The sequence below is a fragment of the Hymenobacter sp. BT559 genome (assembly GCF_017571525.1).
GTDB lineage: Bacteria > Bacteroidota > Bacteroidia > Cytophagales > Hymenobacteraceae > Hymenobacter > Hymenobacter ginsengisoli.
The window spans coordinates 352,546-378,010 of sequence record NZ_JAGETY010000004.1; the positions used below are offsets into that span (position 1 = coordinate 352,546).

27 protein-coding genes and 2 tRNA genes are annotated in these 25,465 nt (G+C 60.9%); 11 read left to right on the plus strand and 18 right to left on the minus strand.

Annotated features, from left to right (window positions below):
• Positions 1–35: 35 nt before the first annotated feature.
• Positions 36–791, minus strand: a complete 756-nt coding sequence (locus J4D99_RS07985; protein ID WP_208131175.1) for a TIGR02757 family protein — start codon at positions 789–791, stop codon at positions 36–38.
• A gap of 149 nt (positions 792–940) precedes the next feature.
• Positions 941–1,888: a LysM peptidoglycan-binding domain-containing protein gene (locus J4D99_RS07990; protein WP_208131176.1), complete on the minus strand. Its 948-nt coding sequence runs from the start codon at positions 1,886–1,888 to the stop codon at positions 941–943.
• A gap of 199 nt (positions 1,889–2,087) precedes the next feature.
• Between J4D99_RS07990 and kdsB the strand changes: the two genes are divergently transcribed.
• Positions 2,088–2,840, plus strand: a complete 753-nt coding sequence (gene kdsB / locus J4D99_RS07995) for a 3-deoxy-manno-octulosonate cytidylyltransferase (RefSeq protein WP_208131177.1) — start codon at positions 2,088–2,090, stop codon at positions 2,838–2,840.
• A 12-nt stretch (positions 2,841–2,852) separates the two neighbouring features.
• On the opposite strand, the gene J4D99_RS08000 is transcribed toward kdsB, so the two are convergent.
• The 3 genes from J4D99_RS08000 to J4D99_RS08010 form a co-directional block, all read right to left on the minus strand.
• On the minus strand, positions 2,853–3,572 hold the full coding sequence (locus tag J4D99_RS08000) for a TonB family protein (RefSeq protein WP_208131178.1): 720 nt from the start codon (positions 3,570–3,572) through the stop codon (positions 2,853–2,855).
• A 117-nt stretch (positions 3,573–3,689) separates the two neighbouring features.
• Complete coding sequence (locus J4D99_RS08005; RefSeq protein WP_208131179.1) at positions 3,690–4,103, minus strand: DUF1622 domain-containing protein; 414 nt, start codon at positions 4,101–4,103, stop codon at positions 3,690–3,692.
• A gap of 10 nt (positions 4,104–4,113) precedes the next feature.
• Complete coding sequence (locus J4D99_RS08010; protein WP_208131180.1) at positions 4,114–4,638, minus strand: HPP family protein; 525 nt, start codon at positions 4,636–4,638, stop codon at positions 4,114–4,116.
• 18 nt (positions 4,639–4,656) lie between these two features.
• Between J4D99_RS08010 and J4D99_RS08015 the strand changes: the two genes are divergently transcribed.
• On the plus strand, positions 4,657–4,983 hold the full coding sequence (locus tag J4D99_RS08015; protein WP_208131181.1) for a hypothetical protein: 327 nt from the start codon (positions 4,657–4,659) through the stop codon (positions 4,981–4,983).
• Here the strand turns inward: J4D99_RS08015 and J4D99_RS08020 are convergent, their stop codons facing one another.
• The gene (locus J4D99_RS08020) at positions 4,984–6,402 is read right to left on the minus strand and encodes a CCA tRNA nucleotidyltransferase (protein WP_208131182.1); all 1,419 of its coding nucleotides are present in this window, start codon (positions 6,400–6,402) and stop codon (positions 4,984–4,986) included.
• Between the two features lie 226 nt (positions 6,403–6,628).
• On the opposite strand from J4D99_RS08020, the gene J4D99_RS08025 reads away from it, so the two are divergent.
• The gene (locus J4D99_RS08025; protein ID WP_208131183.1) at positions 6,629–7,885 is read left to right on the plus strand and encodes a glycoside hydrolase family 28 protein; all 1,257 of its coding nucleotides are present in this window, start codon (positions 6,629–6,631) and stop codon (positions 7,883–7,885) included.
• Between the two features lie 9 nt (positions 7,886–7,894).
• Here the strand turns inward: J4D99_RS08025 and J4D99_RS08030 are convergent, their stop codons facing one another.
• Together J4D99_RS08030 and mce are read right to left on the minus strand one after the other, a co-directional pair.
• A complete protein-coding gene (locus tag J4D99_RS08030) occupies positions 7,895–8,467 on the minus strand; it encodes an L-threonylcarbamoyladenylate synthase (protein WP_208131184.1) in 573 nt (190 codons plus the stop codon).
• A 265-nt stretch (positions 8,468–8,732) separates the two neighbouring features.
• Positions 8,733–9,146: a methylmalonyl-CoA epimerase gene (gene mce, locus J4D99_RS08035; RefSeq protein ID WP_208131185.1), complete on the minus strand. Its 414-nt coding sequence runs from the start codon at positions 9,144–9,146 to the stop codon at positions 8,733–8,735.
• Positions 9,147–9,337: 191 nt separating this feature from the next.
• On the opposite strand from mce, the gene J4D99_RS08040 reads away from it, so the two are divergent.
• The 4 genes from J4D99_RS08040 to J4D99_RS08055 all read left to right on the plus strand — a co-directional run bounded on the left by J4D99_RS08040 (position 9,338) and on the right by J4D99_RS08055 (position 14,685).
• Entirely contained in the window at positions 9,338–10,552 is a 1,215-nt protein-coding gene (locus J4D99_RS08040) for an IscS subfamily cysteine desulfurase (protein ID WP_208131186.1), read from the plus strand.
• A gap of 102 nt (positions 10,553–10,654) precedes the next feature.
• Positions 10,655–11,071: a Fe-S cluster assembly scaffold IscU gene (iscU, locus tag J4D99_RS08045; RefSeq protein ID WP_157565727.1), complete on the plus strand. Its 417-nt coding sequence runs from the start codon at positions 10,655–10,657 to the stop codon at positions 11,069–11,071.
• Positions 11,072–11,230: 159 nt separating this feature from the next.
• Positions 11,231–11,557: a HesB/IscA family protein gene (locus J4D99_RS08050; protein WP_068335803.1), complete on the plus strand. Its 327-nt coding sequence runs from the start codon at positions 11,231–11,233 to the stop codon at positions 11,555–11,557.
• Positions 11,558–11,688: 131 nt separating this feature from the next.
• Positions 11,689–14,685, plus strand: a complete 2,997-nt coding sequence (locus J4D99_RS08055; protein WP_208131187.1) for a PAS domain-containing protein — start codon at positions 11,689–11,691, stop codon at positions 14,683–14,685.
• Between the two features lie 25 nt (positions 14,686–14,710).
• Here J4D99_RS08055 and murI read toward each other — a convergent pair whose 3' ends face one another.
• Positions 14,711–15,541, minus strand: coding sequence for a glutamate racemase (gene murI, locus J4D99_RS08060; RefSeq protein ID WP_208131188.1), 831 nt, complete (start codon positions 15,539–15,541; stop codon positions 14,711–14,713).
• A 121-nt stretch (positions 15,542–15,662) separates the two neighbouring features.
• Between murI and J4D99_RS08065 the strand changes: the two genes are divergently transcribed.
• The gene (locus J4D99_RS08065; RefSeq protein ID WP_208131189.1) at positions 15,663–15,896 is read left to right on the plus strand and encodes a hypothetical protein; all 234 of its coding nucleotides are present in this window, start codon (positions 15,663–15,665) and stop codon (positions 15,894–15,896) included.
• Between the two features lie 19 nt (positions 15,897–15,915).
• Here the strand turns inward: J4D99_RS08065 and J4D99_RS08070 are convergent, their stop codons facing one another.
• Positions 15,916–16,443: a GNAT family N-acetyltransferase gene (locus J4D99_RS08070; protein ID WP_208131190.1), complete on the minus strand. Its 528-nt coding sequence runs from the start codon at positions 16,441–16,443 to the stop codon at positions 15,916–15,918.
• Positions 16,443–17,120, minus strand: coding sequence for an arylesterase (locus J4D99_RS08075; protein WP_208131191.1), 678 nt, complete (start codon positions 17,118–17,120; stop codon positions 16,443–16,445). Before J4D99_RS08075 ends, J4D99_RS08070 begins: the two co-directional genes overlap by 1 nt.
• Positions 17,121–17,295: 175 nt before the next feature.
• Here J4D99_RS08075 and J4D99_RS08080 point away from each other — a divergent pair, with 175 nt between their 5' ends.
• The 3 genes from J4D99_RS08080 to J4D99_RS08090 all read left to right on the plus strand — a co-directional run bounded on the left by J4D99_RS08080 (position 17,296) and on the right by J4D99_RS08090 (position 21,685).
• Positions 17,296–17,979: an ABC transporter ATP-binding protein gene (locus J4D99_RS08080; RefSeq protein WP_208131192.1), complete on the plus strand. Its 684-nt coding sequence runs from the start codon at positions 17,296–17,298 to the stop codon at positions 17,977–17,979.
• A gap of 63 nt (positions 17,980–18,042) precedes the next feature.
• A complete protein-coding gene (locus J4D99_RS08085) occupies positions 18,043–20,577 on the plus strand; it encodes an ABC transporter permease (RefSeq protein ID WP_208131193.1) in 2,535 nt (844 codons plus the stop codon).
• Positions 20,578–20,683: 106 nt separating this feature from the next.
• A complete protein-coding gene (locus tag J4D99_RS08090; protein WP_208131194.1) occupies positions 20,684–21,685 on the plus strand; it encodes a bifunctional heptose 7-phosphate kinase/heptose 1-phosphate adenyltransferase in 1,002 nt (333 codons plus the stop codon).
• A 21-nt stretch (positions 21,686–21,706) separates the two neighbouring features.
• Here J4D99_RS08090 and J4D99_RS08095 read toward each other — a convergent pair whose 3' ends face one another.
• The 7 genes from J4D99_RS08095 to J4D99_RS08125 all read right to left on the minus strand — a co-directional run bounded on the left by J4D99_RS08095 (position 21,707) and on the right by J4D99_RS08125 (position 25,462).
• On the minus strand, positions 21,707–22,261 hold the full coding sequence (locus tag J4D99_RS08095; RefSeq protein WP_208131195.1) for a sugar O-acetyltransferase: 555 nt from the start codon (positions 22,259–22,261) through the stop codon (positions 21,707–21,709).
• Between the two features lie 17 nt (positions 22,262–22,278).
• On the minus strand, positions 22,279–22,491 hold the full coding sequence (locus J4D99_RS08100; protein ID WP_208131196.1) for a hypothetical protein: 213 nt from the start codon (positions 22,489–22,491) through the stop codon (positions 22,279–22,281).
• 2 nt (positions 22,492–22,493) lie between these two features.
• Complete coding sequence (locus tag J4D99_RS08105) at positions 22,494–22,703, minus strand: zinc ribbon domain-containing protein YjdM (protein ID WP_208131197.1); 210 nt, start codon at positions 22,701–22,703, stop codon at positions 22,494–22,496.
• Positions 22,704–22,715: 12 nt separating this feature from the next.
• Positions 22,716–23,744: a uroporphyrinogen decarboxylase gene (gene hemE, locus J4D99_RS08110; protein ID WP_208131198.1), complete on the minus strand. Its 1,029-nt coding sequence runs from the start codon at positions 23,742–23,744 to the stop codon at positions 22,716–22,718.
• 967 nt (positions 23,745–24,711) lie between these two features.
• Positions 24,712–24,912, minus strand: a complete 201-nt coding sequence (locus J4D99_RS08115) for a hypothetical protein (protein WP_208131199.1) — start codon at positions 24,910–24,912, stop codon at positions 24,712–24,714.
• Between the two features lie 344 nt (positions 24,913–25,256).
• Positions 25,257–25,332, minus strand: a tRNA-Lys gene (locus J4D99_RS08120).
• A 54-nt stretch (positions 25,333–25,386) separates the two neighbouring features.
• Positions 25,387–25,462, minus strand: a tRNA-Lys gene (locus J4D99_RS08125).
• Positions 25,463–25,465: the final 3 nt, after the last annotated feature.

Below are 25,465 nucleotides of genomic sequence, written 5' to 3' on the forward strand. Positions count from 1 at the left end.
AGATTATCGTCTAAGCCGAATAAACCGCAACACCGCTACCCCACACCCTCCCCAAACAGCGCAAAGTCGTACTTCACTGGGTCGTTCGGGTCAAGTAGGCGCAGGTTGGCGGTGAGTTCCTCAGCGGCTTGCCAGTCTACCTTTTCACGTCGCAAGAGGCCTAGCAGGCGAGCTTGGCGCTCGACGTGCACGTCGATGGGGCAGATGAGCTCGCTAGGGTCGATGCGGCGCCAGAGGCCAAAATCGACGCCGGAGTTGTCGCGGCGCACCAGCCAGCGCAGATACATGTTGAGGCGCTTGCAGGCCGAGCCGCGGGCGGGCGTGGCCACGTGCTTGCGGGTGCGGGCGGGCGCGTCGGGCAGGCTGAAGAACAGGTCGTGGAAGTTGATGAGCCGCTCGCGCATGGGGGTACCGTGCAAGAAGGCGTCTTCGAGCGAGGTGTGGCTTTCGTAGAACCAGCGCAGCCAGTGCACGAAGTAAAGCAGGTCGGTATCGCAGAAGGTGCGGTGGCAGAAGCCGAGCAGCTTTTTGAGGTCCTCGTCGTGGTGCTGGGTGATGAACTGGTAGGGCGCATCGTCCATGCGCTGCATCAGCTCGGCGGTTTTCTTGAGGATGGTGGGGCGCTGGCCCCAGGCCAGCAGCGCGGCAAACAGGCCGCTGATTTCAATATCTTGCAAGCGCGTGAAGCGGTGCGGGATGCTGACGGGGTCTTTGGTGAGGAAGGCGGGCTGGTTGTGGCGGGCTACACGCTCATCGAGCAGGGCGCGCAGCTGGGAGAGTGTCTGAACCACGGATTCGGCAGATTTTCGGATTACTCGGATGTTGTGAACGTTAAAAAAGCCACCCGTGCGGATGGCTTTTTTAGCGAACGCAGTAAAAAGCTTAATCGTCCACAAAACCCGGCCAATCCGAAAATCCGCCGAATCCGTGGTTCAGACAATTACGGCACGTAGCTCGTTTCGACCCGAAACTTGGCGTCGCTGGTGCCGAGCTTTTGCACAGCACGGGGCGAGAGGCGCACCAAGATGTTCTCGTTCTCGCCGGTGTCGGGCAAGGCGCCAATCACGCGCACGTACACCGACTGGCCGTTCATCTGGTTTTTGACCTGCATAATGGTGCCCACGGGGGCCGTTTTGTGCAGGGCCAGGTATTTGTCGGTGCCATTGTTGGGGATGGCCGCCGCAATACCCACGTCAGTTTTACGCGATACCAGCTCGCTGGCGTGGGTGGGGCTTTTGCTTTCGGCCGCTTCCTCGCGGCGCTCGGCGGGGGTGGCCGGCGTCACGGTGGCTACCTGGGCGGGGGCAGCGGGGTTGATTTTGGGGGCGGGGGGCTCGGGCGCAGCGGGGCGCGGGGCAGCGGCCGGCGCGGCAGGGCTAGCTGCTACGGCAGGGGCGCCACCATCGGCAGCGCGCAGCACCAGCTCCTGGCCCACGCGCACCGAGCCACCGGCGGGTAGGTGATTAAGCAAAATCAGCTCGGCGGGCGCCACGCCAAAGCGCCGGGCAATGCCAAACAAGGTTTCGCCCTTGGCCACGGTGTAGCGCTCGGGCACGGCGGCTGAGGTAGCCGCGGGGGTTTTGGCGGGGCCAGCGGCAGCGGTGGCCGGGCGGGCACCTGCGCCAGGCCGCGGAATGAGCACGACCTCCCCGATACCCAGGCCGGCTTTCAGCTGGGGGTTGGCGGCCGTAATCTGGTCGACCGACACATGGTAGCGGCGGCTGAGGGCAAACATGGTTTCGCCCTGGGCCACGCGGTGGCGCACAAAGCGCTGGCCGCCGCGTATTTCCTGGCCGATAGAATCGGTGGGCAGCCGGTGGCTGGCGGGCGCCGCAGCCAGGGGGCCGTGCAGCGAATTCAATATCAACAACGAAGCAAGCAAACTCATGCGCAGAAGCAAGGCTAAAAATGTACCAAAACCGGCCGGCGGCCGGCCCCGGCCCAAGGCCAGCGGCCGGCAAAGTAAATACCTAGCGGCCGGGCGGCCTTAGCTTAGGGGCTGAAAAGCGAGCCGGAGGCCAGCTTGCGGCGGGCGCTTAACGCTGGCCGACCTGTGTTCATTGTTATTTATTACCTGTTCGTTGCTTATGGCTGCTATTGGCATCATTCCGGCCCGCTACGCCTCCACCCGCCTACCCGGCAAGCCCCTCGTGGACCTGGACGGCCAGTCGATGATTCAGCGCGTGGTAGCGCAGGCCCGGCAGGCAAACCTGGCCCGCGTGGTAGTGGCCACCGACGACCAGCGCATTCTGGACCATGTGCGCGACTTTGGGGGTGAGGCCGTGCTGACGCGCCCCGACCACCCCAGCGGCACCGACCGCGTGTGGGAAGCCTTCGAGCAACTAGGCCAGCCTGGCGACACGCACTGCATTGTCAATATCCAGGGTGATGAGCCGTTTATTCAGCCAGCTCAGATAAATGCGCTCGTCGATTTATTCTCGCCAGCCGCACCGCCACCTATTGCCACCCTCATTAAGCCGGTGCTTACGGACGAAGAATTATTTAGCCCGCACCTGCCTAAGGTGGTAACCAACCAGCACGGTCAGGCGCTGTATTTCAGCCGGCACCCCCTGCCTTACCAGCGCCAGCACCCTAGCCACGACTGGCTGGCTCACCACCAGTATTATCGGCACCTGGGGCTCTATGCCTACCAGCCGCAGGTGCTACGCCAGCTCACCCTGCTGCCCCCCTCGCCGCTCGAATTGGCCGAAAGCCTGGAACAGCTGCGCTGGCTCGAAGCCGGTTTTGCCATCCAAACGGCTATTACCGAGCTCGATGCCTTCGGCATCGACACGCCCGAAGACGTGGCGCGGGCGGGCCAGCGGCTGGCCAGGGGCTAGCCCCCGGCCCGGCTACGGTGCGGGCTGCATGCCAAAGCGAATGCGCAGGGTGGCAGGCACCCGCACGGGCTTACCGTTGAGCCGGGCGGGCGTCCACCAGGGCATGAGGCGCACCAGACGCAGGGCCTCTTCGTCGAGGCCGTAGCCCATACCTTTTATCACCTCGGCATCGAGTAGGCGGCCCATCTCATCAACCACGAAGCTGACGAACACGTCGCCCGATATCTCTTTGTCTTTAGCCGCCTGGGGGTAATGCACATTCTGCTGCAGAAAGTTGCGATAGGCCGTGGCGCCGCCCGGAAAAGTCGGCTGCTCGTCGGCTACCAGTAGCGGCTTGTTTACCGCTTCGAGCCCAGCCGCCTGGGCTACCGGCACGGTGCCAATCTCATTCATCACCACGGCTACCGGCCCGGCGGCTTTTAGCAGAAAAGTCTGGGTCTGGTAGCCGGCGCACTTAAACGTGAGCACGGGATTGGGCTGCTCATGGGTTAGCAAAAAACTGCCGACGGCGTTGGTCGTTGCCAAGGCCACCGCCCCCTGCACGGTGATAAATACTCCGGCCAGCGGCGCCCCAGTGGGCGTTGTTACGCGGCCCGTGATAGCGCTGCCTAAGGGCCGCGCAACGACGCCCAGCCGCGCGCTGCCGGCAGGACTAGCCGCTACGGCGGAGGCAATTAGCGCCAGCAGCGCAACCAGCGAGCAAATGAAGAGGCAACGTACAAATTGCATCATAAGAAGAAGAGCGAAGGTGAGAACCGGGCACAAGTATAGGAACTTACGCGCTATTACACCAAGCTTTTTCTGCTCGTATGTGAGTTATAATACCCTATTAGTCAGCGTAGAAGCCTTTTATTGTTTCAGCGAGTGCTCTACCACTTCCTGCTCGGTACCGCCCTGCTTGCGTTCTTCCTCCATTTCTTTGGACAAAAAGAAGTTGAGCGCTGTGCGGATGACGGCAATGGCCCCGAGCTTGCCAATCTGCTCCCAGCTTGGGGCAATGGCCGTACTCAGAATATCGGCCCCTAGCTGAAACTCCAGGGCCAGGGCCAGGTAGCGTGCCAGCGTGAGGCGAATGGCCGTAAAATCGGCCGTGCGGCGGGCTAGCAGCGCCTGCACCAGCAGGCCGCCAGCCACCAGAATACCCAGCGCAATGATGAGCGCCCCCACTACCTCTACGCCTAACTTAAGCCATTGCACACCAGCCACTACCCCCTCTTCGGTGCGGCTGAACAAGGTAACCGGGGTTTCAATTGAAGAAAGCATACCGTACAAACTAATTAAGTAGAGGCCGTGAGCCGCCGCACCAGATACGCCGAGCCGAGCCGCGCTGCACGGCCAGCAGCACCAGCACCAAGCCCATGGCCAGCCCAAACAGCACAAGGCTGCCCTCGCCCGCTCCAGCCCGAAACGCAAAATTGAGCGCCGTGGCTACGGCCGGCGGGTGCATGGTATTAGTCAGTATCATCACCCCGATAATACCGACCAGCGCCAGCGCCGCGCTGCCGTAGCCCGGCCCCAGCCACGCATGAAAGCCGGCCCCCAGCATCGCCCCAGCCAACTGGCTGATAACGAGCGTGCGGGCGCTGTTGGCCGGGTGGCCAGGGTCTAGGTAAATCAGGAAGCAGCTGCTAGCCAGCGAGGCGAACAGCTGCTGTTGGTTGCTGAGCAGCTTGAGCAGCCACAGCAACCCAAGCACCGTGAGGGTGGGCAGCAGGGCTAGCAGCACCTCGCGCGGCCAGCTCAGGCGCGGGCGGCCGAGCGGCGAGCCGGGGGTAGTGGCAGTATCTTCCTCGCTCAATGCCCAGGAGAATAAACTATGAATTTCTTACAACTCGTTGAAGCAGTGCAGCAAGGTGCCTCTGTGGAAGCAGTTGCAGCTAGCCACACTACGGAGCCAACTGCTGAATTGCTGTACGTGTACATGACACCCAGTGTCAGCCTGACCAACGAGCTGGCTTTTTTCAATTGGGAGCGCGTTCCATCTACCATCTTCTTTACAGTTGACGGGGTAGAATACGAGAGTTTCTTCTCCGCGTCTGAGCTGGCAGACTTAATCTCCGAATATGCAGCTTACCTAGGCGCCGCAGCCAGTCCGCTTGCCATTGCGAAAGCAGTTCTGGACTACCATAAATACGACGCCTAATTACTTGGCCACCGCTAGCCCCAGCGCCGCGCCGCGGCGCAGCAGCAGCGCGTAGGCGGGCTCCCATTCGTTGGGTACTTCGCCTTCCAAGATGGCTTCGAGCACGGCCTCCTTCAGCTCGCCTACCTGGCGCGAGGGCTTGAGGCCGAAGGTTTCCATGATGACCTCGCCGGTGATAACGGGCTTGAAGTTGCGCAGGTGGTCTTTGGCTTCAATTTCGCGCAGCTTCTCCTCTACCACATCGAAATTCTTGAGGTAGCGCGCCTTACGCTGGTGGTCCTTGCTGGTAATGTCGGCCCGGCACAGCACCATGAGGCGGTCAATGTCATCGCCAGCTTCGAACAGCAGCCGGCGTACTGCCGAGTCGGTCACGATGTCCTTGCTCAGCACAATGGGCCGCAGGTGCAGGCGCACCAGCTTCTGCACCATGCGCATCTCCTCCCCTAGCGGCAGCTTGAGGTCGGTAAAAATCTGGGGCACCCAGCGCGCGCCCTTGTCTTCGTGGCCGTGGAAGGTCCAACCGACTTTGGGGTCGTAGCGCTTGGTAGCGGGCTTGGCAATGTCGTGCAGGATGGCGGCCCAGCGCAGCCACAGGTCACCCCCGGCGGCGGCCACGTTATCAAGCACTTGCAGGGTGTGGTAAAAATTATCCTTGTGCGCGTGCTGGCCTACTTTGTCTACGCCGTGCAGCAGCGCCATTTTGGGGAAAATGAGCTGCAAAAGGCCGGTCTGAAACAGTAGCTTGAAACCGTAGCTCGGCACCGGCGACTCGACTATCTTATTGAGCTCAATCGTGATACGCTCCTGCGATACAATCTTAATCCGCTCTTTATTGCGGCTGATAGCGTCGTAGGTATCGGGCTCGATATCAAAGTTGAGCTGCGAGGCGAAACGAATGGCGCGCAGCATCCGCAGCGGGTCGTCGCTGAACGTAATATCGGGCCCTAGCGGCGTGCGGATGGTCTTGGCTGCCAGGTCTTTCATGCCATTATATCGGTCCACCAGGGTCCCAAAATCCTCCGCGTTCAGGCTCAGTCCTAGCGCATTGATGGTAAAGTCACGGCGGGCCAGGTCGTCTTCCAGCGTGCCGGCCTCTACCTCAGGCTTGCGGCTTTCGGCGCGGTAGCTTTCCTTGCGGGCGCCCACAAACTCGATTTCGCCGGCCTCTTCGGTGGGCAGCATGGCGGTGCCAAAGTTCTTAAACACCGTGACGCGGCCGCGGCCCGGCAGCTTGCGCCCCACCGCCTGGGCCAGCCGAATGCCATCACCCACCGTCACCACGTCGATGTCCTTGCTGCCGCGCTGCAGGGCCAGGTCGCGCACGTAGCCGCCAATCACGTAGGCTGGCTGGCCCAGCTCGTGGGCGGCCTCAGCAATGGCACGGAAGATGGGCAGGTCGGGCAGCGTGGGCGTGGTCATAGCGGCAAAGTTCGGGCGCGGCGGCGGTTAGTGCCGCTACGCGGAGCCAACTCTTCTGCCCAGGCAGGTACAGTGCCGGCCGGCCGGGCGACGGGCACTACTGCCGGAGCAGCACGGTCCCCACCGTGCGCTAACCGCCGTGGGGCCTAGTAGAGAAGCAGTTGCCTGCCATGCAAACTGGTGCTTCTTCATGCAAAATCCCGTGTACCCCCGCTTACTTTCCAGCATGAATTACTTCTTCGCTCGCCTGCTGGCGCTGGCGCTGGTTGGGCTGCTTAGCCTGGGGGGCTGCGCCAAAAACGATGCTACGCCTTCGGCCACCCCCACCACGGGCACCCCGCCCGACCTGCACACAACTTACCTCAAGCTGCTGGCCGATGGCACCAACCAGGCCCTGCCGTTGCAAAAGGCCATCGACTCGTGCTCGGCGGCCGGCGGCGGCACGCTGGTGCTGCGCAAAGGCACGTACACGACCGGGCCGATTTACATGAAAAGCTCGGTTACGCTACGGCTCGATACCCTGGCGACCCTGCTGGCTAGCCCCCATATGGCCGATTTTACGGTGGGTGGCAAGGTGGTGAACCTCATCAACGGGCCGAGCACCCCCATTCACGATGTAACCCTCAGTGGAGCAGGCACTATCGACGGCAATGGCGCGCCGTGGTGGGCGGCGTTTCAGGCAAACAGCGCCTTGGTGCGCCCCCGGCTCATCTACATTTCCGCGTGCCAGAACCTGACCGTGACGGGCCTGACGCTTACCAACTCGCCGTCCTTTCACTTGGTGCCTAGCCAGTGCCAGAACGTGGTTATCAACCGGGTGAAAATTATCGCGCCCGCTACTTCGCCCAATACCGACGGCATTGACCCAGCCAACTGCAACCTGGTTTCCATCACCAATTGCACCATTGATACCGGCGACGACTGCATTGCCATCAAGAGCGGCCGCGTCAATAATGCCTTGGTTGATGCCTGCCAGAACCTGACCGTGACGGGCTGCACCTTCCTGCACGGCCACGGCCTCTCAATTGGTAGCGAAACATCTTCGGGAGTTAAAAACCTGACGGTTAGCAACTGTACCTTCACCAATACCGACAACGGCATCCGCATCAAGTCGGAGCCCGGCCTGGGCGGCCTGGTACAAAACGTCAGCTACAGTCACATTACCATGACGAACGTTAAGAATCCGCTCGTGATAAATATGGCGTATGCGCTCAACCCAAACAATACTTACCCGACGGACATCCCGAGCGTGGTGGGCATGACCGTTGACCACCTCACCGTGACCGGCGCCAAAAACGCCGGTAGCCTGGTGGGGCTAACCACGCTGCCTATCCAAAACCTGACGCTATCTAACCTCACTATTTCGGCCGAGACCGGACTGGTTATCCAGAACGCTACCGGGGTCGTGCTGAGCAATTGGGTTATCAACGTGGCGAGCGGCAAGCCTGTTAGCACGCAGAACGTGCAGGGCACGGGCTTTTAACCGCCGCACTTAGTCGCGCACTACCTCAAGGGCGCCGCCGGCCCCTAGCCGCACTATGCGCGAAGGCGCGGTGCGGGTTTCATCGTCTTGCCGCCAGCTCACCACGTAGTCTACCCCACGCACAATGGCCGGGTCTACCTCTTTGAAAATGGCGGGCGTGGGCTGGCCGGTTTTATTGGCGGAGGTGCTCACCAAGCCGTGACCCAGGCGGCGCACCAGCTTATGGCAAAACTCATCTTGCGGCACGCGCAGGCCCACCGTGCCATCGGGCGCCACGAGGCCTGGGGCCACGGCGCGGCTAGCAGGCAGGATGTAGGTAGTGGGCCGCGTTTGGGCCGCTAGGGCCGCTTCGAGCTCGGCGGGCACCTCGGCGGCGTAGCGGCGCAGCATTTCCAGGTCGGCCACCAGCACAATGCTGGGCGTACCCTCGGCGCGGCCTTTCAATTTGTAGAGCTTCTCGACGGCGCGGGGCACTTCGGCATCGCAGCCCAGGCCCCACACGGTGTCGGTGGGGTATAGAATGACCTGCTGGGCAATGAGCACATCAATGGCACTATCAACTTCCTGGCGAAAAAAATTCATCGCAGATTCAAACGGACTTAACGGATAAAACGGATACGCCCGCTAACGCGGGCTGGCTACGCAGCTATGCGGTGTCGTATTCCTGAACTGCTTAGCGCATATGGCTTCTTGCAAAAACCGCAGTGAAGCAAAAGTAGAGCCTGCGCCCCTCTAGCTAAACCTGCCCACCCTAGTGGGAATAAACTGCATGCCGAGGGCTGAGTAGCGCTGATGCTACTTAGCCAGTATTCGGCAGCGTCAGCCCGCGTTAGCGAGCGTATCCGTTTTATCCGTTTGAATCTGCGGTCTGGCAAAGCTCTACCAGCACGCCGCCGGCGCTCTTGGGGTGCACAAAGCACACCAGCTTGTTATCGGCGCCGCGCTTAGGTTTTTCATTTAATAAAGTAAAACCTTCGGCGCGGAGCCGCGCCATTTCGGCCTCAATGTCATCAACTTCGAAGGCGACGTGGTGAATGCCCTCGGGCTTTTTCTCCAGGAATTTGGTGATAGCGCTCTCGGGGCTAGTGCCGGCCAGCAGCTCAATTTTGGAGCCGCCCACCTGAAAAAAAACGGTGTCCACGGCCTCGCTGGGCACATGCTCAGTTTTGTAGGGCGGCTGCCCTAGCAGGCGGGTATAGAGGTCGGTGGCGGCTGCCAGGTCGCGCACGGCCAGGCCCAGGTGTTCGAGGTTGGTAAGCATAACAGGATGCCGGTGGCTAGCCCGGCGGCACAAAGCTACCGGCCCCGCTGCCACCTAACCAGGCAGTGCGGGTTTTTAGACAGATTCCAGCTATTTTTGTGGATTCCAAAAAACTGTTTAGGCCAAAATTCTGTTTCATCGACAGTCAACTGCCTCGTATTAGCATTTACCAGAAAAATCAGCCCAGCGCCATGCTTAAGCTACCTATCTACCTGGACAACAACGCCACCACGCCGCTCGACCCGCGCGTGCTGGAGGCCATGATGCCCTACCTGACCGACGTGTTCGGCAACGCGGCCTCGCGCAACCACCCCTTCGGCTGGGCCGCTGAGGAAGGCGTGGACTACGCCCGCGAGCAAATCAGCCAGCTCATCAACTGCGACCCCAAGGAGATTATCTTCACCAGCGGCGCCACCGAGAGCGACAACCTGGGTATAAAAGGCGTGTATGAGATGTATGCCCAGCGCGGCAACCATATCATCACGACTACAACCGAGCACAAAGCCGTGCTCGATACCTGCAAGCACATCGAGAAGCTCGGCGGCAAAGTGACCTACCTGCCCGTAAATGAGCAGGGCCTCATCAGCCTCGAAGAGCTAGAAGCCGCCATGACGCCCCAGACCATTCTGGTGACCATCATGTACGGCAACAACGAGACGGGCACCGTGCAGCCCATCCGCGAAATTGCCGCCATCGCCCACAAGCACGGCGCGCTGTTTATGAGCGACGGCACCCAGGCCGTAGGCAAGATTCCGGTGGATGTGCAAGCCGACGGCATCGACCTGATGGCTTTCACCGCCCACAAAATGTATGGCCCCAAAGGCGTTGGTGCGCTCTACGTGCGTCGCAAAAACCCGCGCGTAAAAGTGACTGCCCAAATGGACGGCGGCGGCCACGAGCGCGGCATGCGTTCGGGTACGCTCAACGTGCCTGGCATCGTGGGTTTCGGTAAGGCGTGTGAGCTAGCCCGCCTCGAAATGGCTGCCGACGCCGAACGCCTCAGCAAGCTGCGCGATAAGCTCGAAGCCGAGTTGCTGACCCTCGAGGAAAGCTACGTGAACGGCTCGCGCGAGCACCGCCTGCCGCACGTCACGAACATCAGCTTCAAATATGTAGAAGGCGAAGGCCTGATGATGGGCGTGAAAGACCTGGCCGTATCGAGCGGCTCGGCCTGCACCTCGGCCTCGCTGGAGCCTAGCTACGTGCTCAAGGCCCTGGGCCTGAGCGACGACCTGGCACACAGCAGCCTGCGCTTCGGCCTCTCGCGCTTCACCACCGACGAGCAAATCGACTACGCCATCAACCACGTAAAAGAAGCGGTGACCAAGCTGCGCGAGATGTCGCCGCTGTGGGAGATGCACAAAGAAGGTATCGACCTCAACACCATCGAGTGGGCTGAGCACTAAGAAATGTTGACTGCTCAGGGTTGAATGTTGAGTTAATATTCGCCCTCGGCTTCGCTCTTCTGGCTGCATTCAAAATTCAACATTTAAAACTTAACATTTCCAATGGCTTACTCCGATAAGGTAATCGACCACTACAGCAACCCCCGCAACGTGGGCACGCTGGATAAAAGCAAAAAAACGGTGGGCACCGGCCTGGTAGGCGCTCCTGAGTGCGGCGACGTAATGCGCCTGCAAATCGAGGTAGATGAAGCCACCAATACCATCACCGATGCCAAGTTCAAGACCTTCGGCTGTGGCTCGGCCATCGCTTCGTCGAGCCTGGCTACCGAATGGCTGAAAGGCAAAACTGTAGACGAGGCCCTAGCCATCGACAACATGGAGATTGTGGAAGAGCTGGCCCTGCCGCCCGTTAAAATCCACTGCTCGGTGCTAGCCGAAGATGCCATCAAGATGGCTATCAACGACTATCGCGTAAAGAATGGCCTGCCGGCCCTGGAGCTCGAAAAGTCGCACCACTAGGCTAGCCCTGCTAATTGGAAAAGACGACCTTGAAAAAGGGTCGTCTTTTTTTGTTATTTAGAATCATTCTTGGCGGTATCTTTGTTATAGAAGCGCCGCTGGCCTGCCGGGCGTAGTGGCCGCTATTCTTTCTATGCACCCCCTAGCTACTTGCTTGTTATGATTACCGTTTCGGATAAAGCCAAGGAAAAAGTAGAGCATCTGATGCGCGACTCGCAGCTCGATGCCACTTATCGCCTGCGCGCCTCGGTGGCGGGCGGCGGCTGCTCGGGCCTGAGCTACAAGCTGGATTTCGATAACGAAACCCGGCCGATGGACCAGGAATTTGAGGATAAAGGCGTGCGCGTGGTAGTAGATATGAAAAGCTTTTTGTATCTGGCTGGCACCGAGCTCGACTTTTCGGATGGCCTGAATGGCAAAGGCTTTCAATTTCACAACCCTAATGCCTCGCGCTCTTGCGGTTGCGGCGAGAGCTTCTCAGTATAGCGAAGTTATAAAACTCTTTGGCGAAGGCTCCTGTGCGTAGTGTACAGGAGCCTTTTCAGTTAACTTGCACCCTAGCTGAGGCTGCCGGCGCAAGGCTTGCAGTGGCAGCCTTGCTCTTGTTATCTGCTTCGATGGCTACTGCCGCTACTGCGCTTCCTTTTCCCCTGGCCGACGACCTGCTGCAAACAACGCTAGCCGTATCGCTAACGGCCATTAACCTGCTGCGCCCGGTGCTGGGGCCAGCGGAGGACCTGCTCGACTTTACGCTGGAATACATTAACCCAGCCGGGCAGCGCATGACCGGGCTGCCCGAGCGCCCGGCGGGCACACTCGGCACATTGTTTCCGCATGCCTACTCTACGGGCCTGCTGGATTTTTACCGGCGCGTATTCGCTACCAGCCAGCCCGGCACGTTCGACTTCACTTACGAGAGCGACGAGGCTGATTCTTTTTACCTGGTGGCAGCGCAACGTAGCGGCGACCTCCTGGTGGTGAGCCTGACCAACAGCGCCCAGCAGGAGCGCCCGGCTGTGGAGCAGGCCCTGCGTGCCAGCCAGACACGCGAGCAAGCTGCCCGCCAGGCTGCCGAGCGCGAGCGCAATTTATTAGAGTCGATACTAGAGCAGGCGCCGGTGGCTATCGGCCTCTTTCGGGGCCCGGAGCAAGAAGTCGCTACGGCTAATACCCAGCTCTGCGCCATGTGGGGCCACGAGCCCGCCGAGGTGCTAGGCCGCCCCCTGCTGGAGGGCGTGCCCGAGCTACAGGGCCAGGGCTTTGCGGAGCTTATTGGCGAGGTGGCCCGCACCCAAGTGCCCTACGTGGGGCGCGAAGTGCCAGCGCAGCTGGCCCAGCAGGGGCGCTTGCAAACCTGCTATTTCAACTTTGTTTATCAGCCCCTGTATGGGCCTGGCGGCGAGCTGCTAGGGGTGCTCGACATTGCTATCGACGTGACGGAGCAGGTGCTGGCCCGCCAGCAGGTGCAACACCTGAACGAGGAGCTGGCCGCCACCAATGAGGAGCTGCAAGCGGCCAATGAGGAGTTCTTAGCTAATAATGAAGAGCTTACGCGCACGCAGCTGCAACTGCAGCAGCTCAACGAAGAGTTAGAGCGGCGCGTGACCGAACGCACCCGGGCGCTAGCCCAGGCGCAGGCCGAGGCCGAGCACCAACGCCAGCGCCTGACGCGCTTCTTCAACCAGGCACCGGCAGCTATTTGCATGCTTGATGGACCTGACTTTGTCTTTGAACTCGTTAATCCTACTTATCAGCAGCTATTTCCGGGGCGCCAGCTGCTGGGCCGGCCTCTGCTGGCGGCCCTGCCCGAAATCAGCGGCCAGCCCGTATGGCACACGCTACAGCACGTGTACGAAACCGGGCAAACGCACGAGGAAGTTGGCATACGAACGCCGATTGCTACTTATGAGGGCGGGCCGCTGAAAGATTTTTACCTGCACTACATTCAGCAGGCGCGCTACGATGAGCACGGCCGCATCGACGGTGTGTTAGTATTTGCGCTCGACATGACCGAGCAGGTGCTCGCCCAGCAGCGGGCCGATGCCCTGCAAGCCGAGATGCTGGCTACCGCCCAGCGGCGAGCCCAGGAGCGCGAAGACTTATTTAACGTGTACGAGCGCACGCCGGCCGTGATTGCCTTTTTGCGTGGCCCCGAGCACCGGCTCGCCTACTTCAACCCCGCCTACGAGCAGCTGTTTCCGGGCCGCCAGATGCGGGGCCGCCCCATTGCCGACATTCAGCCCGAAGCGGTTGAGCAGGGGTTTGTGCAGCTGCTCGACCATGTGTACCAAACGGGTGAAACCTATTACGGCAATGAGCTGCCGCTCAAGGTAGTGCAGCCCGACAGTGACCAGGCCAAAACCACCTACTTCAATTTCACCTACCAGGCCTACCAGGAAGACGGGCAGCCGGCCGGCATCTCCGTTTTTGCCTACGATGTGACCGAGCAGGTGCTCGCTCGCCAGCAGCGCGCTGCCCAGCAGCAGCAGCTGCGCGAGCTGTTTGAGCAGGCCCCGGTGGCCATTGCCGTTTTTCGGGGGCCGCAGTACATTATCGAGCTTGCCAACCCAGCAATGGGCCGCTTGTGGGGCCGCACGCCCGAGCAGTCGCTGCAGGTACCCTTATTTGAGCTGCTACCCGAGGCTAGCGGGCAGGGCTTTGAGGAGCTGCTTAATACTGTGCTGGCCACGGGCGAGCCTCACGTGGCGCACGAGCTTCCGTCGCTTATTGACCGCGCGGGCCGGCGCGAAACTATGTACATGAATTTTGTGTACCAGCCCTTGCGCAACGCCGATGGCCAGACTACCGGCGTTACGGTGGTGGCTACCGAGGTGAGCGAGCAGGTGGCCGCCCGCCACCAGGTGCAGGCTTTGAATGAAGAGCTGCGGGCTGCTAACCAGGAATTGCAGGCTACCAACAGCCAGCTTCTGCGCACCAATGCCGACCTCGACAACTTTATTTATACCGCCTCACACGACCTCAAGGCGCCCATTACCAACATCGAAGGGCTGCTTACGGCCTTGCAAGAGCAGCTACCCGACCAATTGCGGGAGCATGAGCAGGTGCACCCCTTGCTCGATATGATGCACGGAGCCATCGAGCGTTTTCAAAAGACAATTGCGCACCTCACCGACATCTCCAAGCTGCAGCAGGCCCACGAGCAAGCAGAAGAGCTAGTAGACCTAGCAGGGCTGCTGCGAGATGTGCAGCTCGACCTTGCTCCGGAGCTAGCGGTAGCCCACGCCCAGCTGCTGGTAGATGTGTCGGCCCACCCTACCCTCTCCTTTTCGCCCAAAAACCTGCGCAGCATCTTCTACAACCTGCTCAGCAATGCCATTAAGTACCGCGCCCCGGGCCGGGCGCCCCGCATTGAGCTGCGCTGTATGCCCGGGCCGGGCCAGGTAGTCCTTGAAGTGCAGGACAACGGCCTGGGCCTCGATGCCGCCCAGCAGAGTCAGCTATTTGGCATGTTTCAGCGCTTGCACTCGCACGTTGAGGGCTCGGGCATTGGGCTGTATATGGTAAAGAAAATAGTGGAGAATGCGGGCGGCACTATCACGGTGCGTAGCGAGCCCAATGTGGGCTCCACCTTTCGCATTGTGCTGCCCGTTTAGCAGCCCTAGCGGCGCAGCGGCGCCTCTATTCCCACAGCGGATAGTGCTCCAGCTGCACTTCCTGGCCAAAAAACAGACGTGTGCTTTCCTCAAACGAGCGCGTAAAATCGCTCACGTAGAAGTGGTGCGCCGGAGGCGCTTCGGCGGGGCTAGCCAGCAGCTGGCGGGCGGCCAGTGCCTCGGCTACGGTAGTTGCCACTACATCGGAGGGGTCTAGCACCGCTACCCGTCCTTGGTAGTATGCCTCCATCTGGGGCTTGATAAGCGGAAAGTGTGTGCAGGCCAGCAACAGCGCATCGATGCCCTGCAAGGTGGCATGGTCGAGGTAGGCGCGGATAATCTCTTCGGACACGCGCCCCGCGAAAAAGCCCTCTTCTATCATGGGCACGAGCAGCGGGGTGGCTAGCGCGTGCAGGTCAACGCCGAGGTCAAGCTGGTCTATTTTTTTGCGATAAATATTAGAGCCCACCGTTTGCTTGGTGCCGATGAGGCCTACCGGCCGGCCGGCGTAGTGCTGGCCTACGTGCGCCACCACGGGGTCTATCATGCCCACTACTACGGCTTTGGAGCCCACGTACTCGCGCACCAGCTCATAGGCGGCGGCACTGGCCGAGTTGCAGGCAATTAGGATAAGCTTGCAGTGCTGGCGCAGCAGCACATCGCAGATTTTGATGGAGTAAGCCTGGATAGCGGCGGTACTTTTCTCGCCATAGGGCAGGTGGGCCGTATCGCCGAAATACACCAGCCGCTCGTGGGGCAGGCGCTGGGCCACGGCCCGGGCCACGGTGAGCCCGCCGATGCCGGAATCGAAAATACCAATGGGCCGGGCGGCCAGGTCGGGGGCAGAAGTCTTCATAAGCAGCGGCAAAGGTCGGGCAGCGGGGCAAATAGTGCGGCTAGCCAGCCTGGCCTGGTTTGCATAAGTCTGGGTTAGTTCCTATTTTTCGCGCCCGTTTATCCTTCGTACTTACTATCTTATGAGCGCAGTTTTACAGGAAATTGACCAAGCGCTGGCCGGTTACCAGGCCCGGCACCAGGGCCGCCCGGTGGCCGTGTACCTGGGTGAGCGCAAGTTTACCCAGCTTATTCTGGATGTGGCGCAGCTAGGCGCGCCGCCCACGCTCAGCACCGACGCTGGCCGCCCCCGCACCTACCGCAACCTGGAACTACTGCGCGACGAAGTGAACGTGGATGCGCTGCGCGTGATATAGCCAAGGTCTACCGGCCTAGCTAGCCCGGCGCAAACCGCTCTAGCAGTACCACGGGCGTACTACCCAATTCCGTACGGGCATATTCTTTATAGCCCAGCTTGTTGGCCAAGCGTAGCGAGGGCTCGTTGGCCACATCAATGAGGCACACGGTGCGCGGCCGCGGGAAGTTCTTGTCGCCCCAGGCCAGGGCTGCGCCCACGGCTTCGCTGGCATAGCCCCGGCCGTGGCAATGCGGGGCCAGTACCCAGCCCGCCTCGGGCCAGTCGCCGAGCGCCGGACTAATGGCGCGCCGAAAATCGGCGAAGCCCACCGCCCCGATAAACTCGCCGGTGGCTTTTTCCTCCACGGCCCAGTAGCCGAAGCCGCACAGCGGCCACAAGCCGGTGCTGCGCAGCAGGCGCGTCCACACCTCGTTTTCGGGCAGCGGCTGGCCGCCGAGGTACCTGCAAAACGGCGGCTGCTGCCACATGGCTAGCATAGGTGCGAGGTCGCTGGCTTGGTGGCCGCGCAGGCGCAGGCGCTCAGTTTCGAGAAGGGGGGCAGTCATCAGAGCAAAGGTTGTACGGTGCGCCACACGGTGCGCGCCACCAATTTATGGCCTTCGGGCGTGGGGTGAATGCCGTCGCGCTGATTAAGCTTGGCGATGCCGCCCACGCCTTCGAGCAGGAAAGGAATGAGGGTGAGGTGGTTTTTAGTGGCCGTTTCGGCGTAAAGCTTCTTGAAATCGGCGGCGTAAGCGGGGCCCATATTGGGCGGAATCTGCATGCCGGCGAGCACAATTTTGGCCTGCGGGGCCTTCTGGCGCACAGTGTCGATGATGGCTTGCAGGTTTTTGCGCGTGTCGGCGAGGGGCAGACCGCGCAGGCCGTCGTTACCGCCCAGCTCCAGCACAAACACGCTCACCGGCTGGCGGCTCAGCACCCAGTTGATGCGCGAGCGGCCCCCGGCGGTGGTTTCGCCGCTAAGGCCGGCGTTGACGACGGTGTAGGGCAGGTGCAGCGAATCGACGCGCTGCTCGATGAGTGCCGGGTACGCTTGGTCGGGCTCCACGCCCAGGCCCGCAGTAATGCTGTCGCCAAAAAATAAAATGGCGGGCTGGGTCTTGGGCGCCGGGACTTCGGCAGCGGGGTTAGCGGCCGCCGTGGTCTTGGTGGCGCTGGTATCGGACTGGCAGCCAGCGGCTAGCAAAGCCAGTAGCAAGGCACTTCCGGGTATGTACTTCATGACGAAACTAAAATCAGGCAAAAGTATAGGCCGACGATGTGCGTCCTACGTAGCCAATAACCACTGGGATGACGTTTTTCTTTCCAAAAGATTGTTACCCACCTACAACCTACGCTAGCCCCTTCCATCGCCGCGCGCTTTGCCAGCAGCACCTCTCTCCGAAAATTGCCCCTAGATGACCAGCCTTCAAGTCGAAAACCTCACCAAAACATACTCTAGCGCCGGGCGCCAGCTCACGGTGCTGCACGAAGTAAGCTTTAGCCTGCAGCCCGCCGATACGTTTGCCATTGTGGGCCCGAGCGGCAGTGGCAAAACCACCCTGCTAGGCCTGTGTGCGGGCCTCGACCGCGCCACCAGCGGCAGCGTGTGGCTGCAAGGTATTCAGCTCGATAAGCTGAGCGAGGACCAACGCGCGGCGGTGCGCAACCAGCACGTAGGCTTCATTTTTCAGAATTTTCAGCTGCTGCCTACCCTCACGGCCCTCGAAAACGTGCAGGTCCCGCTGGAACTGCGCGGCGAGCGCAACGTGGCCAAGCAGGCCCAAACGCTACTGGAACGCGTGGGGCTAGGGGCCCGCGGCCACCACTACCCTGCCCAGCTATCGGGCGGTGAGCAGCAGCGCGTGAGCTTGGCCCGGGCCTTCGCCAACCGCCCCCAGATTCTCTTCGCCGATGAGCCCACCGGCAACCTCGACCCCGACACGAGCGCCACAGTCGTCGATTTATTATTTGACCTCAATAAGGAAGCCGGCACCACGCTCGTGCTCGTGACCCACGACCTGGAGCTAGCCGCCAAAACCCAGCGCATCATGCGCATGCGGGGCGGCAAAGTGGTGGAGGAAACTGTAGCGCGGGCTTAGTCCGCGCCCGCATTATTTGGTATATCGTTCAGGCGCGGACTACAAAGTCCGCGCTACAGTTTTATGAATTTCAGTTGGCTAGTAACCATGGCGTGGCGCGATTCGCGCCGCAGCCGCTCGCGCCTGGCGCTGTTTATGTCGAGCATCGTGCTGGGCATTGCGGCGCTGGTGGGCATCAATTCGTTTGGCGACAACCTGGCGCGCAGCATCAACGCCCAGGCCCGCGAGCTGGTGGGCGCCGACTTGGTGCTCTCGTCGAGCCAGCCGTTTGACTCGACCTTGCGGCCGGCGCTGCGGCGGCTAGGTCGCACTCGCACCGATGAAGTGTCGTTTGCCTCGCTGGTGTCGTTTCCGCGCACGCAGGGCGTGCGGCTGGCGCAGGTGCGGGCGCTGGGCGCGGGCTTCCCGTATTACGGCGCCTGGGAAACGCAGCCGGCGCAGGCCAGCGCGCAGTTTCGGGCCGGGCAGGCTGGCGGCGCGCTCGTGGACGATGTGCTGCTCGACCAGTTCAGCGCCCGCGTGGGCGACTCGGTGAAGGTGGGCACGCTCACGGTGCCTATTGTGGGGCGCGTGCTGAAGACGCCGGGGCAGAGTGGCTTCAGCGCTGCGGTGGCGCCCAAGGTATTCATTCCCATTAGCTTGCTGACTAAGACCGGCCTGGTGCAGCGCGGCAGCCGGGTGCAGTACCGCACCTACTACCAGTTTGCGCCCACCGTCGATGTGGCGGCTGCCATCAAGCCGCTGCAGGCGCGCTTCGACCAGACCGGCATCGACACCGATACCGTGGCTAGCCGGCAGCAAGCCACCGGCCGCTCCTTCCGCGACCTCACCCGGTTTCTGAGCCTCGTGGCCTTTGTGGCGCTGCTGCTGGGCAGCGTGGGCGTGGCCAGCGCGGTGAGCCTGTATGTGAAAGAAAAGCTGGCCAGCGTGGCCGTGCTGCGCTGCCTGGGGGCTAGTGGGCGGCAGGCGCTGCTCATCTACCTCATCCAAACCTCGGGCCTGGGACTGCTGGGTGCGGCTATCGGGGCCGGGCTGGGCGCGGTGGTGCAGCTGCTATTGCCCAAGGTGCTGGGCAGCTTTTTGCCGGTCGATGTAGCCGTGGCCGTATCGCCGGCTTCGGTTGGCCTGGGCTTGCTGACGGGCCTAGCCATGGCGGTATTATTCGCGCTACTGCCGCTGCTGAGCATTCGGCGGGTGTCGCCGCTACGCGTGCTGCGCGCCTCGCTCGACGAAGACACTGCCACGCCCGACCCGCTGCGCGGGCTGGTGCTGGCCGGCATTGGGGCATTTGTGCTGGGCTTTTCGTATTACCAGACCCGCGACTGGAAGCTGGCGCTGGGCTTTGCGGCCGGGCTGCTGGCCGCACTGGCGGCGCTGGCGGCGCTGGGCCTGGGGCTGCGCTGGGCCTTGCGGCGCTTCTTCCCCACCGGCTGGAGCTACGTGGCCCGGCAGGGCCTAGCCAATTTGTTTCGGCCGCAAAACCAAACTGTTACGCTCATTCTCTCGCTCGGACTAGGCACATTCTTGCTGGCTACGCTTTATCTCACGCAGTCGGTGTTGCTGGGGCGGGTGCAGCTTTCGGCCGCTGGCAACCAGCCCAACCTGGTGCTGTTCGACATTCAGACTGAACAGGAAAAAGGCGTTGAAAGCCTGCTGATGGCCCAAAAGCTGCCCATTATTCAGCGGGTGCCTATTGTGACGATGCGCCTGGCCGCCATCAATGGCAAAACCGTGACGCAGCTTAAAAAGGATACCGCCAACGGCATTCCGCCCTGGGCGCTCACACGCGAATACCGCGTGACCTACCGCGACACGCTCAGCAAAACCGAGAAGCTGATTGCCGGCACTGCGCCCCAGCCCGCTAAGGCCGGCGGCCTGCCCCGCGTGTCGGTCGATGCCAGTTATTTCGAGCGCGTCAAGCTCAAGCTCGGCGACACCCTGAGCTTCAACGTGCAGGGCGCCCCCCTCGACGTGGTAGTAGGCGGCACCCGCGAAGTCGATTGGGGCCGGGTGCAAACCAACTTCCTGGTGGTTTTCCCCACTGGCGTGCTCGAAGCCGCGCCGCAGTTCCACGTCATCCTCACGCGCACCCCTAGCAATGCCGTGTTGGCGGCAGCCCAGCGCGCGCTGGTGCGCGACTTTCCCAACGTTTCGGCCATCGACCTGGGCCTGATTCTGCAAACGGTGGACGAGATTCTGAGCAAAATTTCCTTCGTCATTCGCTTCATGGCCGGCTTCAGCATTCTCACTGGCCTGTTGGTGCTGGCCTCGTCGGTGCTTATCAGCCGCTACCAGCGCACCCGCGAAAGCGTGCTGCTGCGCACGCTAGGGGCTAGCCGCAATCAGATTCTGCGCATCACCCTGCTGGAGTATGCCCTGCTAGGGTCGTTGGCAGCATTGGCAGGCGTGGTGCTGGCTAGCCTAGCCGCCTGGGCGCTGGCCGTGTGGGTCTTCGAAACGCCGTTTGCGCTCAGCGCTTTGTGGCCGCTGCCGGTGCTGGTGGCGCTGGTGGCGGGCCTCACGGCGCTCATCGGCGGCCTCAATAGCCGCTCGGTGCTGAGCCAGCCGCCCCTGGCCGTGCTGCGGGCAGAAGGGTAGTAAGTAGTTGACAGTGAGCAGTGGGCAGTGAACAAAGGGCATATAGGGCAAGTACTCACTGCTCACTATTCACTGCTCACTGTTCTTTAGGTCTAATTTTGCGCCTATGTCTGCCCCTACCCCGCTCGCCCAGCTCTTCGCCGATTTCAATAAGTTACAAGTCCTGATAGTCGGCGATGTGATGGTCGATGCCTACGTGTGGGGCCGCGCCAGCCGCCTCTCGCCCGAGGCGCCGGTGCCGGTGGTAAACGTGGACCGCACCGAGAACCGCCTCGGCGGCGCCGCCAACGTGGCCCTCAACGTGCAGGCGCTGGGCGCCACACCGCTGCTGTGCTCGGTGGTGGGCGCCGACCAGGGCGGCGACCAGCTGCTCCAATTACTGCACGAGCGTCACCTCCCCGCCGATGGCATCATCCGCAGCGCGCACCGGCCCACTACCTTCAAGCAGCGCATTTTAGCCCACGGCCAGCAGCTCGTGCGCATCGATTCGGAGGTTGAAACTAACCTCAATGCCGAAGAAGCCAGTCAGCTCCTCGCTGCCTACGACGACCTATTGCCCCGCGCCGACGTGGTCATCTTCGAGGACTACGACAAAGGTGTTCTTTCCGAAGCCATTATTGCCCAGTGCATTGCCCGCGCCCGCGAGCGTGGCGTACCTACCGTAGTTGACCCCAAAAAGAAGAACTTCCTGGCGTATCGCCACTGCACGCTCTTTAAGCCCAACCTGAAGGAGCTGCGCGAGGGCCTGAAGCTGGAGTTTGGCGCCCCCGACGCCGACCGGCCCGGCTTCGAAGCCGCAGTGGCCCGTCTGCGCGACGTACTAGCCCCCGAAATGGTGCTCGTCACGCTCTCCGAGCACGGCGTGTTTGCCCAGCAAAACGACGAAAAAACCTACCTACCAGCCCACTTGCGCACTATTTCCGACGTATCGGGCGCCGGCGATACAGTTATCAGCATCGCCGCTTGCTGCGTAGCGCTAGGCCAGCCGGCTGCCTTCACCGCGGCCCTAGCCAACCTCGGCGGCGGCCTGGTGTGCGAGCAGGTGGGCGTGGTACCCATCGAGAAAGCGCAGCTATTAGAAGAAGCTCAGCAAGCCGGCCTGCAGTAGGCACTCGCCTGCGCGTCTGGGCTAAGCCAGGCTTCTTACTACCCTAGCGGGGTTGCCCACGGCCAGCGAATAGGCCGGAATGTCTTTGGTAACCACCGCCCCCGCTCCGATAACACAGCCTGCCCCAATCGTGACGCCAGGGCATACAATGGCCCCGCCCCCGAGCCAGCAGTCGTCGCCGATGTTGATGGGCCGCGCTAGCTCCAGTGTCTGGCGCACCACGGCATCGATCGGGTGCGTGGCGGCGTAGAGCTGTACGCCGGGGCCAAAGAGCACATTGGAGCCGATAGTGACCCTAGCCGCGTCGAGCACCACGCAGTTCACGTTGAAATACACGTTGTTGCCGCAGTAGATATTGGCGCCGTAGTCGCAGTGAAAGGGTGGCTCGATGTACAGGTTTTCGCCGGCGTGCGGCAGTAGCTCGGTTAAAATGGAGCGAGCCGTATCAGTGAGCAGGTATTCCGTCACGTTGAGCCGATGCAGCAGGCGCTTGGCACGAGTGCGAGCCGCCAGCAGCGCGGGGTCGAAGGCAGCGTAGCGCTCGCCGGCCAGCATTTTTTCTTCCTCGCTAGGCATTGCGTAGGAGCTCTACGTCAAGAGGTAGTGAACGAGTGCAGCAGCCACAGCAGCGCCAGCAGCACCACCGGCGTGGTAATGATAGCGGCTATCGAAGTAGCAATAACCACCACCGCCTCTGAGCGAAACACGCGCCGCCACAGCCGCCGCCACGCAAAAAACAGCAAACCCGACACCAGTATTGACACCACGTAGAAACCGATGCCGAAATCCGCTTTTACAATTTCCATCGCTAGGCTTTCTTCAAAAACTCCGTCCTAAGCACCATCGTGCTGCCGCCAGCCCGGCCCTCAATTTCGGCGGAAGAGTTGGTTAGGCGGATGTTCTTGACCAGCGTGCCGCGCTTAAGCGTTTGCGACGAGCCTTTCACTTTGAGGTCTTTGATGAGGGTGACCGAGTCGCCTTCGGCGAGTAGGGTGCCATTGCTGTCTTTTACGTCCATTTCGCTTCCGATTTAGTTGCCTTGCCACGCCTTCACCGTTTCCACGAACACTTTCACGTTGTCAGGATTAGTATCCGGGTACACGCCGTGGCCGAGGTTGGCGATGTGCGGGCCGCCGGCAAACTCGGCCAGCATGGCCTCAGTGGCCGCTTTTACCTGGCTAGGGGTGCCGTAGAGCGCGCAGGGGTCGAGGTTGCCTTGCAGGGTTTTACCGGGGGCTAGCTGGCGGGCCTGCTGCGGCGACTGGTTCCAGTCGAGGCCGATGGTGCGGCAGGGCGACTTGGCAAAATCTTCTACCGCCCACCACGCGCCCTTGGCAAACACCGTGACTGGCACCAGCGGTGCCAGCGCCGCGCTGATGCGGTTGATATAGGCAGTCGAAAACTCGGCGTAGTGCGCGGGCGGCAGAATGCCGGCCCACGAGTCGAAAACCTGCACGATATCGGCTCCGGCGGCCACTTGCGCTTGCAGGTAACCAATGGTCGTTACCGTAATTTTTTCGAGCAGCTGATGGGCTAGCGCGGGCTCCTGGTATAGCATTCGACGGGCCTTGCTGAAGGTTTTGGAGCCGTGGCCTTCTACCATGTAGGCCAGAATGGTCCAGGGCGCTCCCGCGAAGCCGATAAGCGGCACCCGGCCGGCTAGCGCGCGCTTGGTGATGCGCAGGGCTTCGAGCACGTAGCCCAAGTGTTCCTCGGGGTCGGCCACGCGCAGCTTTTCCACATCGGCCGCACTTTTTACTACCTCCGGAAAGAGTGGGCCACGCGCCTCCACCATCTCGTAGGTGAGGCCCATGGCCTCGGGCACTACCAGGATGTCGGAGAAGATGATAGCCGCATCGACATCAAGGGCATCGACGGGCTGAATGGTGACCTCGGCAGCCAAAGCCGGGGTTTCAACCAGCTCTTTGAAACCAGAAAGCCGGCCGCGCAGGGCGCGGTACTCGGGTAGGATACGGCCAGCCTGGCGCATAAGCCAGACGGGGGTGCGCTCGGTGGTTTCGCCTTGGGCGGCGCGCAGGAGGAGGTCGTTTTTCAGCATAAGGAGGTGCGAGGCGGGGCCGCAATCTGCCGGCAAAGGTAGCGCCTAGCAAAGTCAGCCTCTCACCAGGTTTCACCTTAGCCAATAGGCCTGGCAGCGTGGCTGCGCTACCCACCTTACGCTACAGGGCCTAATCCTTTAGGCGGCAGCCTCCATGACTTATGCCAACCTGCACTTACCCAATCAGTTTTATTCCGCCTCATTCCACCAGGCAACGGCCTCAGGAAACCTGCTGTGATACTATAACGTGCGAGAAATCAGCCCCTAGCCACTTGCGGTCGGCTACAGGACGGGCAAGGGGTGAGCTCGGGGTAATAATCCGTTTAGGAACCATCCCAAGGTCTTGCACAAAAATCAAGTCTACCGGTGCTGGCTCACTGGCAGGGCGCGCCTCGGCAGCGCGCAGCGAAGAATACGTCGGACCCAGTAGTTTTTGCTCCATAGCCTATTTTACGTAAGGTGCCCGCGTATTGGTTACAGTAGATTTTGGCGCACGGCCGGAGGTGTTTGATAAGTTCTGCACCCCCAGGTTAGTCGCCTCATCTTAAAAATTCCAGGCAGTCTTACTGCTAAAAGTCACATTGCTTTAAGTCTGCCTTATAGCGGCAAATTGGGTTAATGTGCTGTTGGATAATCGCTATTCGTGAACGACAAGCAGGAAGTCAATTCAAATTGCACTTAACCCATTTTAGTTATTGCTTATTAAACTACTTATCCTCATATCCTGTGTCACAATTCTGCTCACTCTGTCCTTTCAGTAGCATTCTCGGGCGTCTTTCTTTGTACTACTCCCACCTAGCTGGGTGCCACCCTTTCCAACATTTTCCTTTTCCAAACCAGAGCTATAAAGCCTCGCCGATGACACGGCGAGGCTTTTTTAGGTTTTAACCCTGTCTGTTTTATGCGTGGGTAACGGGGCAGAGGTCATATTGACCAAGTAGCCAGTCGGCACCTGGCTTCGCCCCACTTAGCGCTTCATGGCTGCATCTAGTGCCTGCCGTACCTGTAGCCAGCTCAGCTCGCCAGCCACGTAGCGCGCGTAGAGTTGACTGGCTACGGCAGAAGCCTTGGTGCGCAGCTTAGGAAAGGTTGCCTGCATTTGTTGTAGAACCCGGGCACGTTGCTCACAGGTTTGGGCGGCGGGGCCGTAAACAGGATTGTAAGTCATAGCAGTTGGCAGAAAAGAGGTATGGTATACAAATTTGCTGCTCGTACGGCACACTAGCTAATGGAAAATACTGATTTTCCCTCCCGATAAATACGTAATCGCCAATGCGTTCATTACCGCGCCGCCTTCTTGTGCGGCACTCAACCCAGGCCGGTAGCTGCTTATCCTCAGGCCGCCAATTCGGAGCCATAGCGCGCTAGGCGGCCGCCCGGCTCTGCGGTGAGTAGCGCACCCGTTAGATAGCAGTAGCCCCCTTGGCAAGCGCCGCGCGGCAAGCTCCGGCTTACGTCTTCTACGCCCAGGCTAACAACAAAAAACCCCCGCCTTGTGGGCGAGGGTGTTAGTGGTGGCTCCGCTGGGATTCGAACCCAGGACCCGTACATTAAAAGTGTACTGCTCTACCAGCTGAGCTACAGAACCAATGCCTGGTATTTCCGATAAAAAAACCTCCTTAGCCGTTAGCTAGGGAGGATGTGGTGGCTCCGCTGGGATTCGAACCCAGGACCCGTACATTAAAAGTGTACTGCTCTACCAGCTGAGCTACAGAACCAAT

Excerpts from the sequence above, each read along its gene's own strand:
- J4D99_RS08025 (WP_208131183.1), top strand. The coding sequence starts at position 6,629 with ATGAATTACTTCTTCGCTCGCCTGCTGGCGCTGGCGCTGGTTGGGCTG.
- J4D99_RS08005 (WP_208131179.1), bottom strand. The coding sequence starts at position 4,103 with ATGCTTTCTTCAATTGAAACCCCGGTTACCTTGTTCAGCCGCACCGAA.
- J4D99_RS08015 (WP_208131181.1), top strand. The coding sequence starts at position 4,657 with ATGAATTTCTTACAACTCGTTGAAGCAGTGCAGCAAGGTGCCTCTGTG.
- J4D99_RS08075 (WP_208131191.1), bottom strand. The coding sequence starts at position 17,120 with ATGAAGTACATACCCGGAAGTGCCTTGCTACTGGCTTTGCTAGCCGCT.
- J4D99_RS08100 (WP_208131196.1), bottom strand. The coding sequence starts at position 22,491 with ATGGAAATTGTAAAAGCGGATTTCGGCATCGGTTTCTACGTGGTGTCA.
- J4D99_RS08105 (WP_208131197.1), bottom strand. The coding sequence starts at position 22,703 with ATGGACGTAAAAGACAGCAATGGCACCCTACTCGCCGAAGGCGACTCG.
- J4D99_RS07990 (WP_208131176.1), bottom strand. The coding sequence starts at position 1,888 with ATGAGTTTGCTTGCTTCGTTGTTGATATTGAATTCGCTGCACGGCCCC.
- J4D99_RS08030 (WP_208131184.1), bottom strand. The coding sequence starts at position 8,467 with ATGAATTTTTTTCGCCAGGAAGTTGATAGTGCCATTGATGTGCTCATT.
- J4D99_RS08095 (WP_208131195.1), bottom strand. The coding sequence starts at position 22,261 with ATGCCTAGCGAGGAAGAAAAAATGCTGGCCGGCGAGCGCTACGCTGCC.
- hemE (WP_208131198.1), bottom strand. The coding sequence starts at position 23,744 with ATGCTGAAAAACGACCTCCTCCTGCGCGCCGCCCAAGGCGAAACCACC.
- J4D99_RS08080 (WP_208131192.1), top strand. The coding sequence starts at position 17,296 with ATGACCAGCCTTCAAGTCGAAAACCTCACCAAAACATACTCTAGCGCC.
- J4D99_RS08000 (WP_208131178.1), bottom strand. The coding sequence starts at position 3,572 with ATGATGCAATTTGTACGTTGCCTCTTCATTTGCTCGCTGGTTGCGCTG.
- J4D99_RS08050 (WP_068335803.1), top strand. The coding sequence starts at position 11,231 with ATGATTACCGTTTCGGATAAAGCCAAGGAAAAAGTAGAGCATCTGATG.
- J4D99_RS08090 (WP_208131194.1), top strand. The coding sequence starts at position 20,684 with ATGTCTGCCCCTACCCCGCTCGCCCAGCTCTTCGCCGATTTCAATAAG.
- murI (WP_208131188.1), bottom strand. The coding sequence starts at position 15,541 with ATGAAGACTTCTGCCCCCGACCTGGCCGCCCGGCCCATTGGTATTTTC.
- J4D99_RS08115 (WP_208131199.1), bottom strand. The coding sequence starts at position 24,912 with ATGACTTACAATCCTGTTTACGGCCCCGCCGCCCAAACCTGTGAGCAA.
- J4D99_RS08070 (WP_208131190.1), bottom strand. The coding sequence starts at position 16,443 with ATGACTGCCCCCCTTCTCGAAACTGAGCGCCTGCGCCTGCGCGGCCAC.
- J4D99_RS08020 (WP_208131182.1), bottom strand. The coding sequence starts at position 6,402 with ATGACCACGCCCACGCTGCCCGACCTGCCCATCTTCCGTGCCATTGCT.
- iscU (WP_157565727.1), top strand. The coding sequence starts at position 10,655 with ATGGCTTACTCCGATAAGGTAATCGACCACTACAGCAACCCCCGCAAC.
- kdsB (WP_208131177.1), top strand. The coding sequence starts at position 2,088 with ATGGCTGCTATTGGCATCATTCCGGCCCGCTACGCCTCCACCCGCCTA.
- mce (WP_208131185.1), bottom strand. The coding sequence starts at position 9,146 with ATGCTTACCAACCTCGAACACCTGGGCCTGGCCGTGCGCGACCTGGCA.
- J4D99_RS08085 (WP_208131193.1), top strand. The coding sequence starts at position 18,043 with ATGAATTTCAGTTGGCTAGTAACCATGGCGTGGCGCGATTCGCGCCGC.
- J4D99_RS08065 (WP_208131189.1), top strand. The coding sequence starts at position 15,663 with ATGAGCGCAGTTTTACAGGAAATTGACCAAGCGCTGGCCGGTTACCAG.
- J4D99_RS08055 (WP_208131187.1), top strand. The coding sequence starts at position 11,689 with ATGGCTACTGCCGCTACTGCGCTTCCTTTTCCCCTGGCCGACGACCTG.
- J4D99_RS08040 (WP_208131186.1), top strand. The coding sequence starts at position 9,338 with ATGCTTAAGCTACCTATCTACCTGGACAACAACGCCACCACGCCGCTC.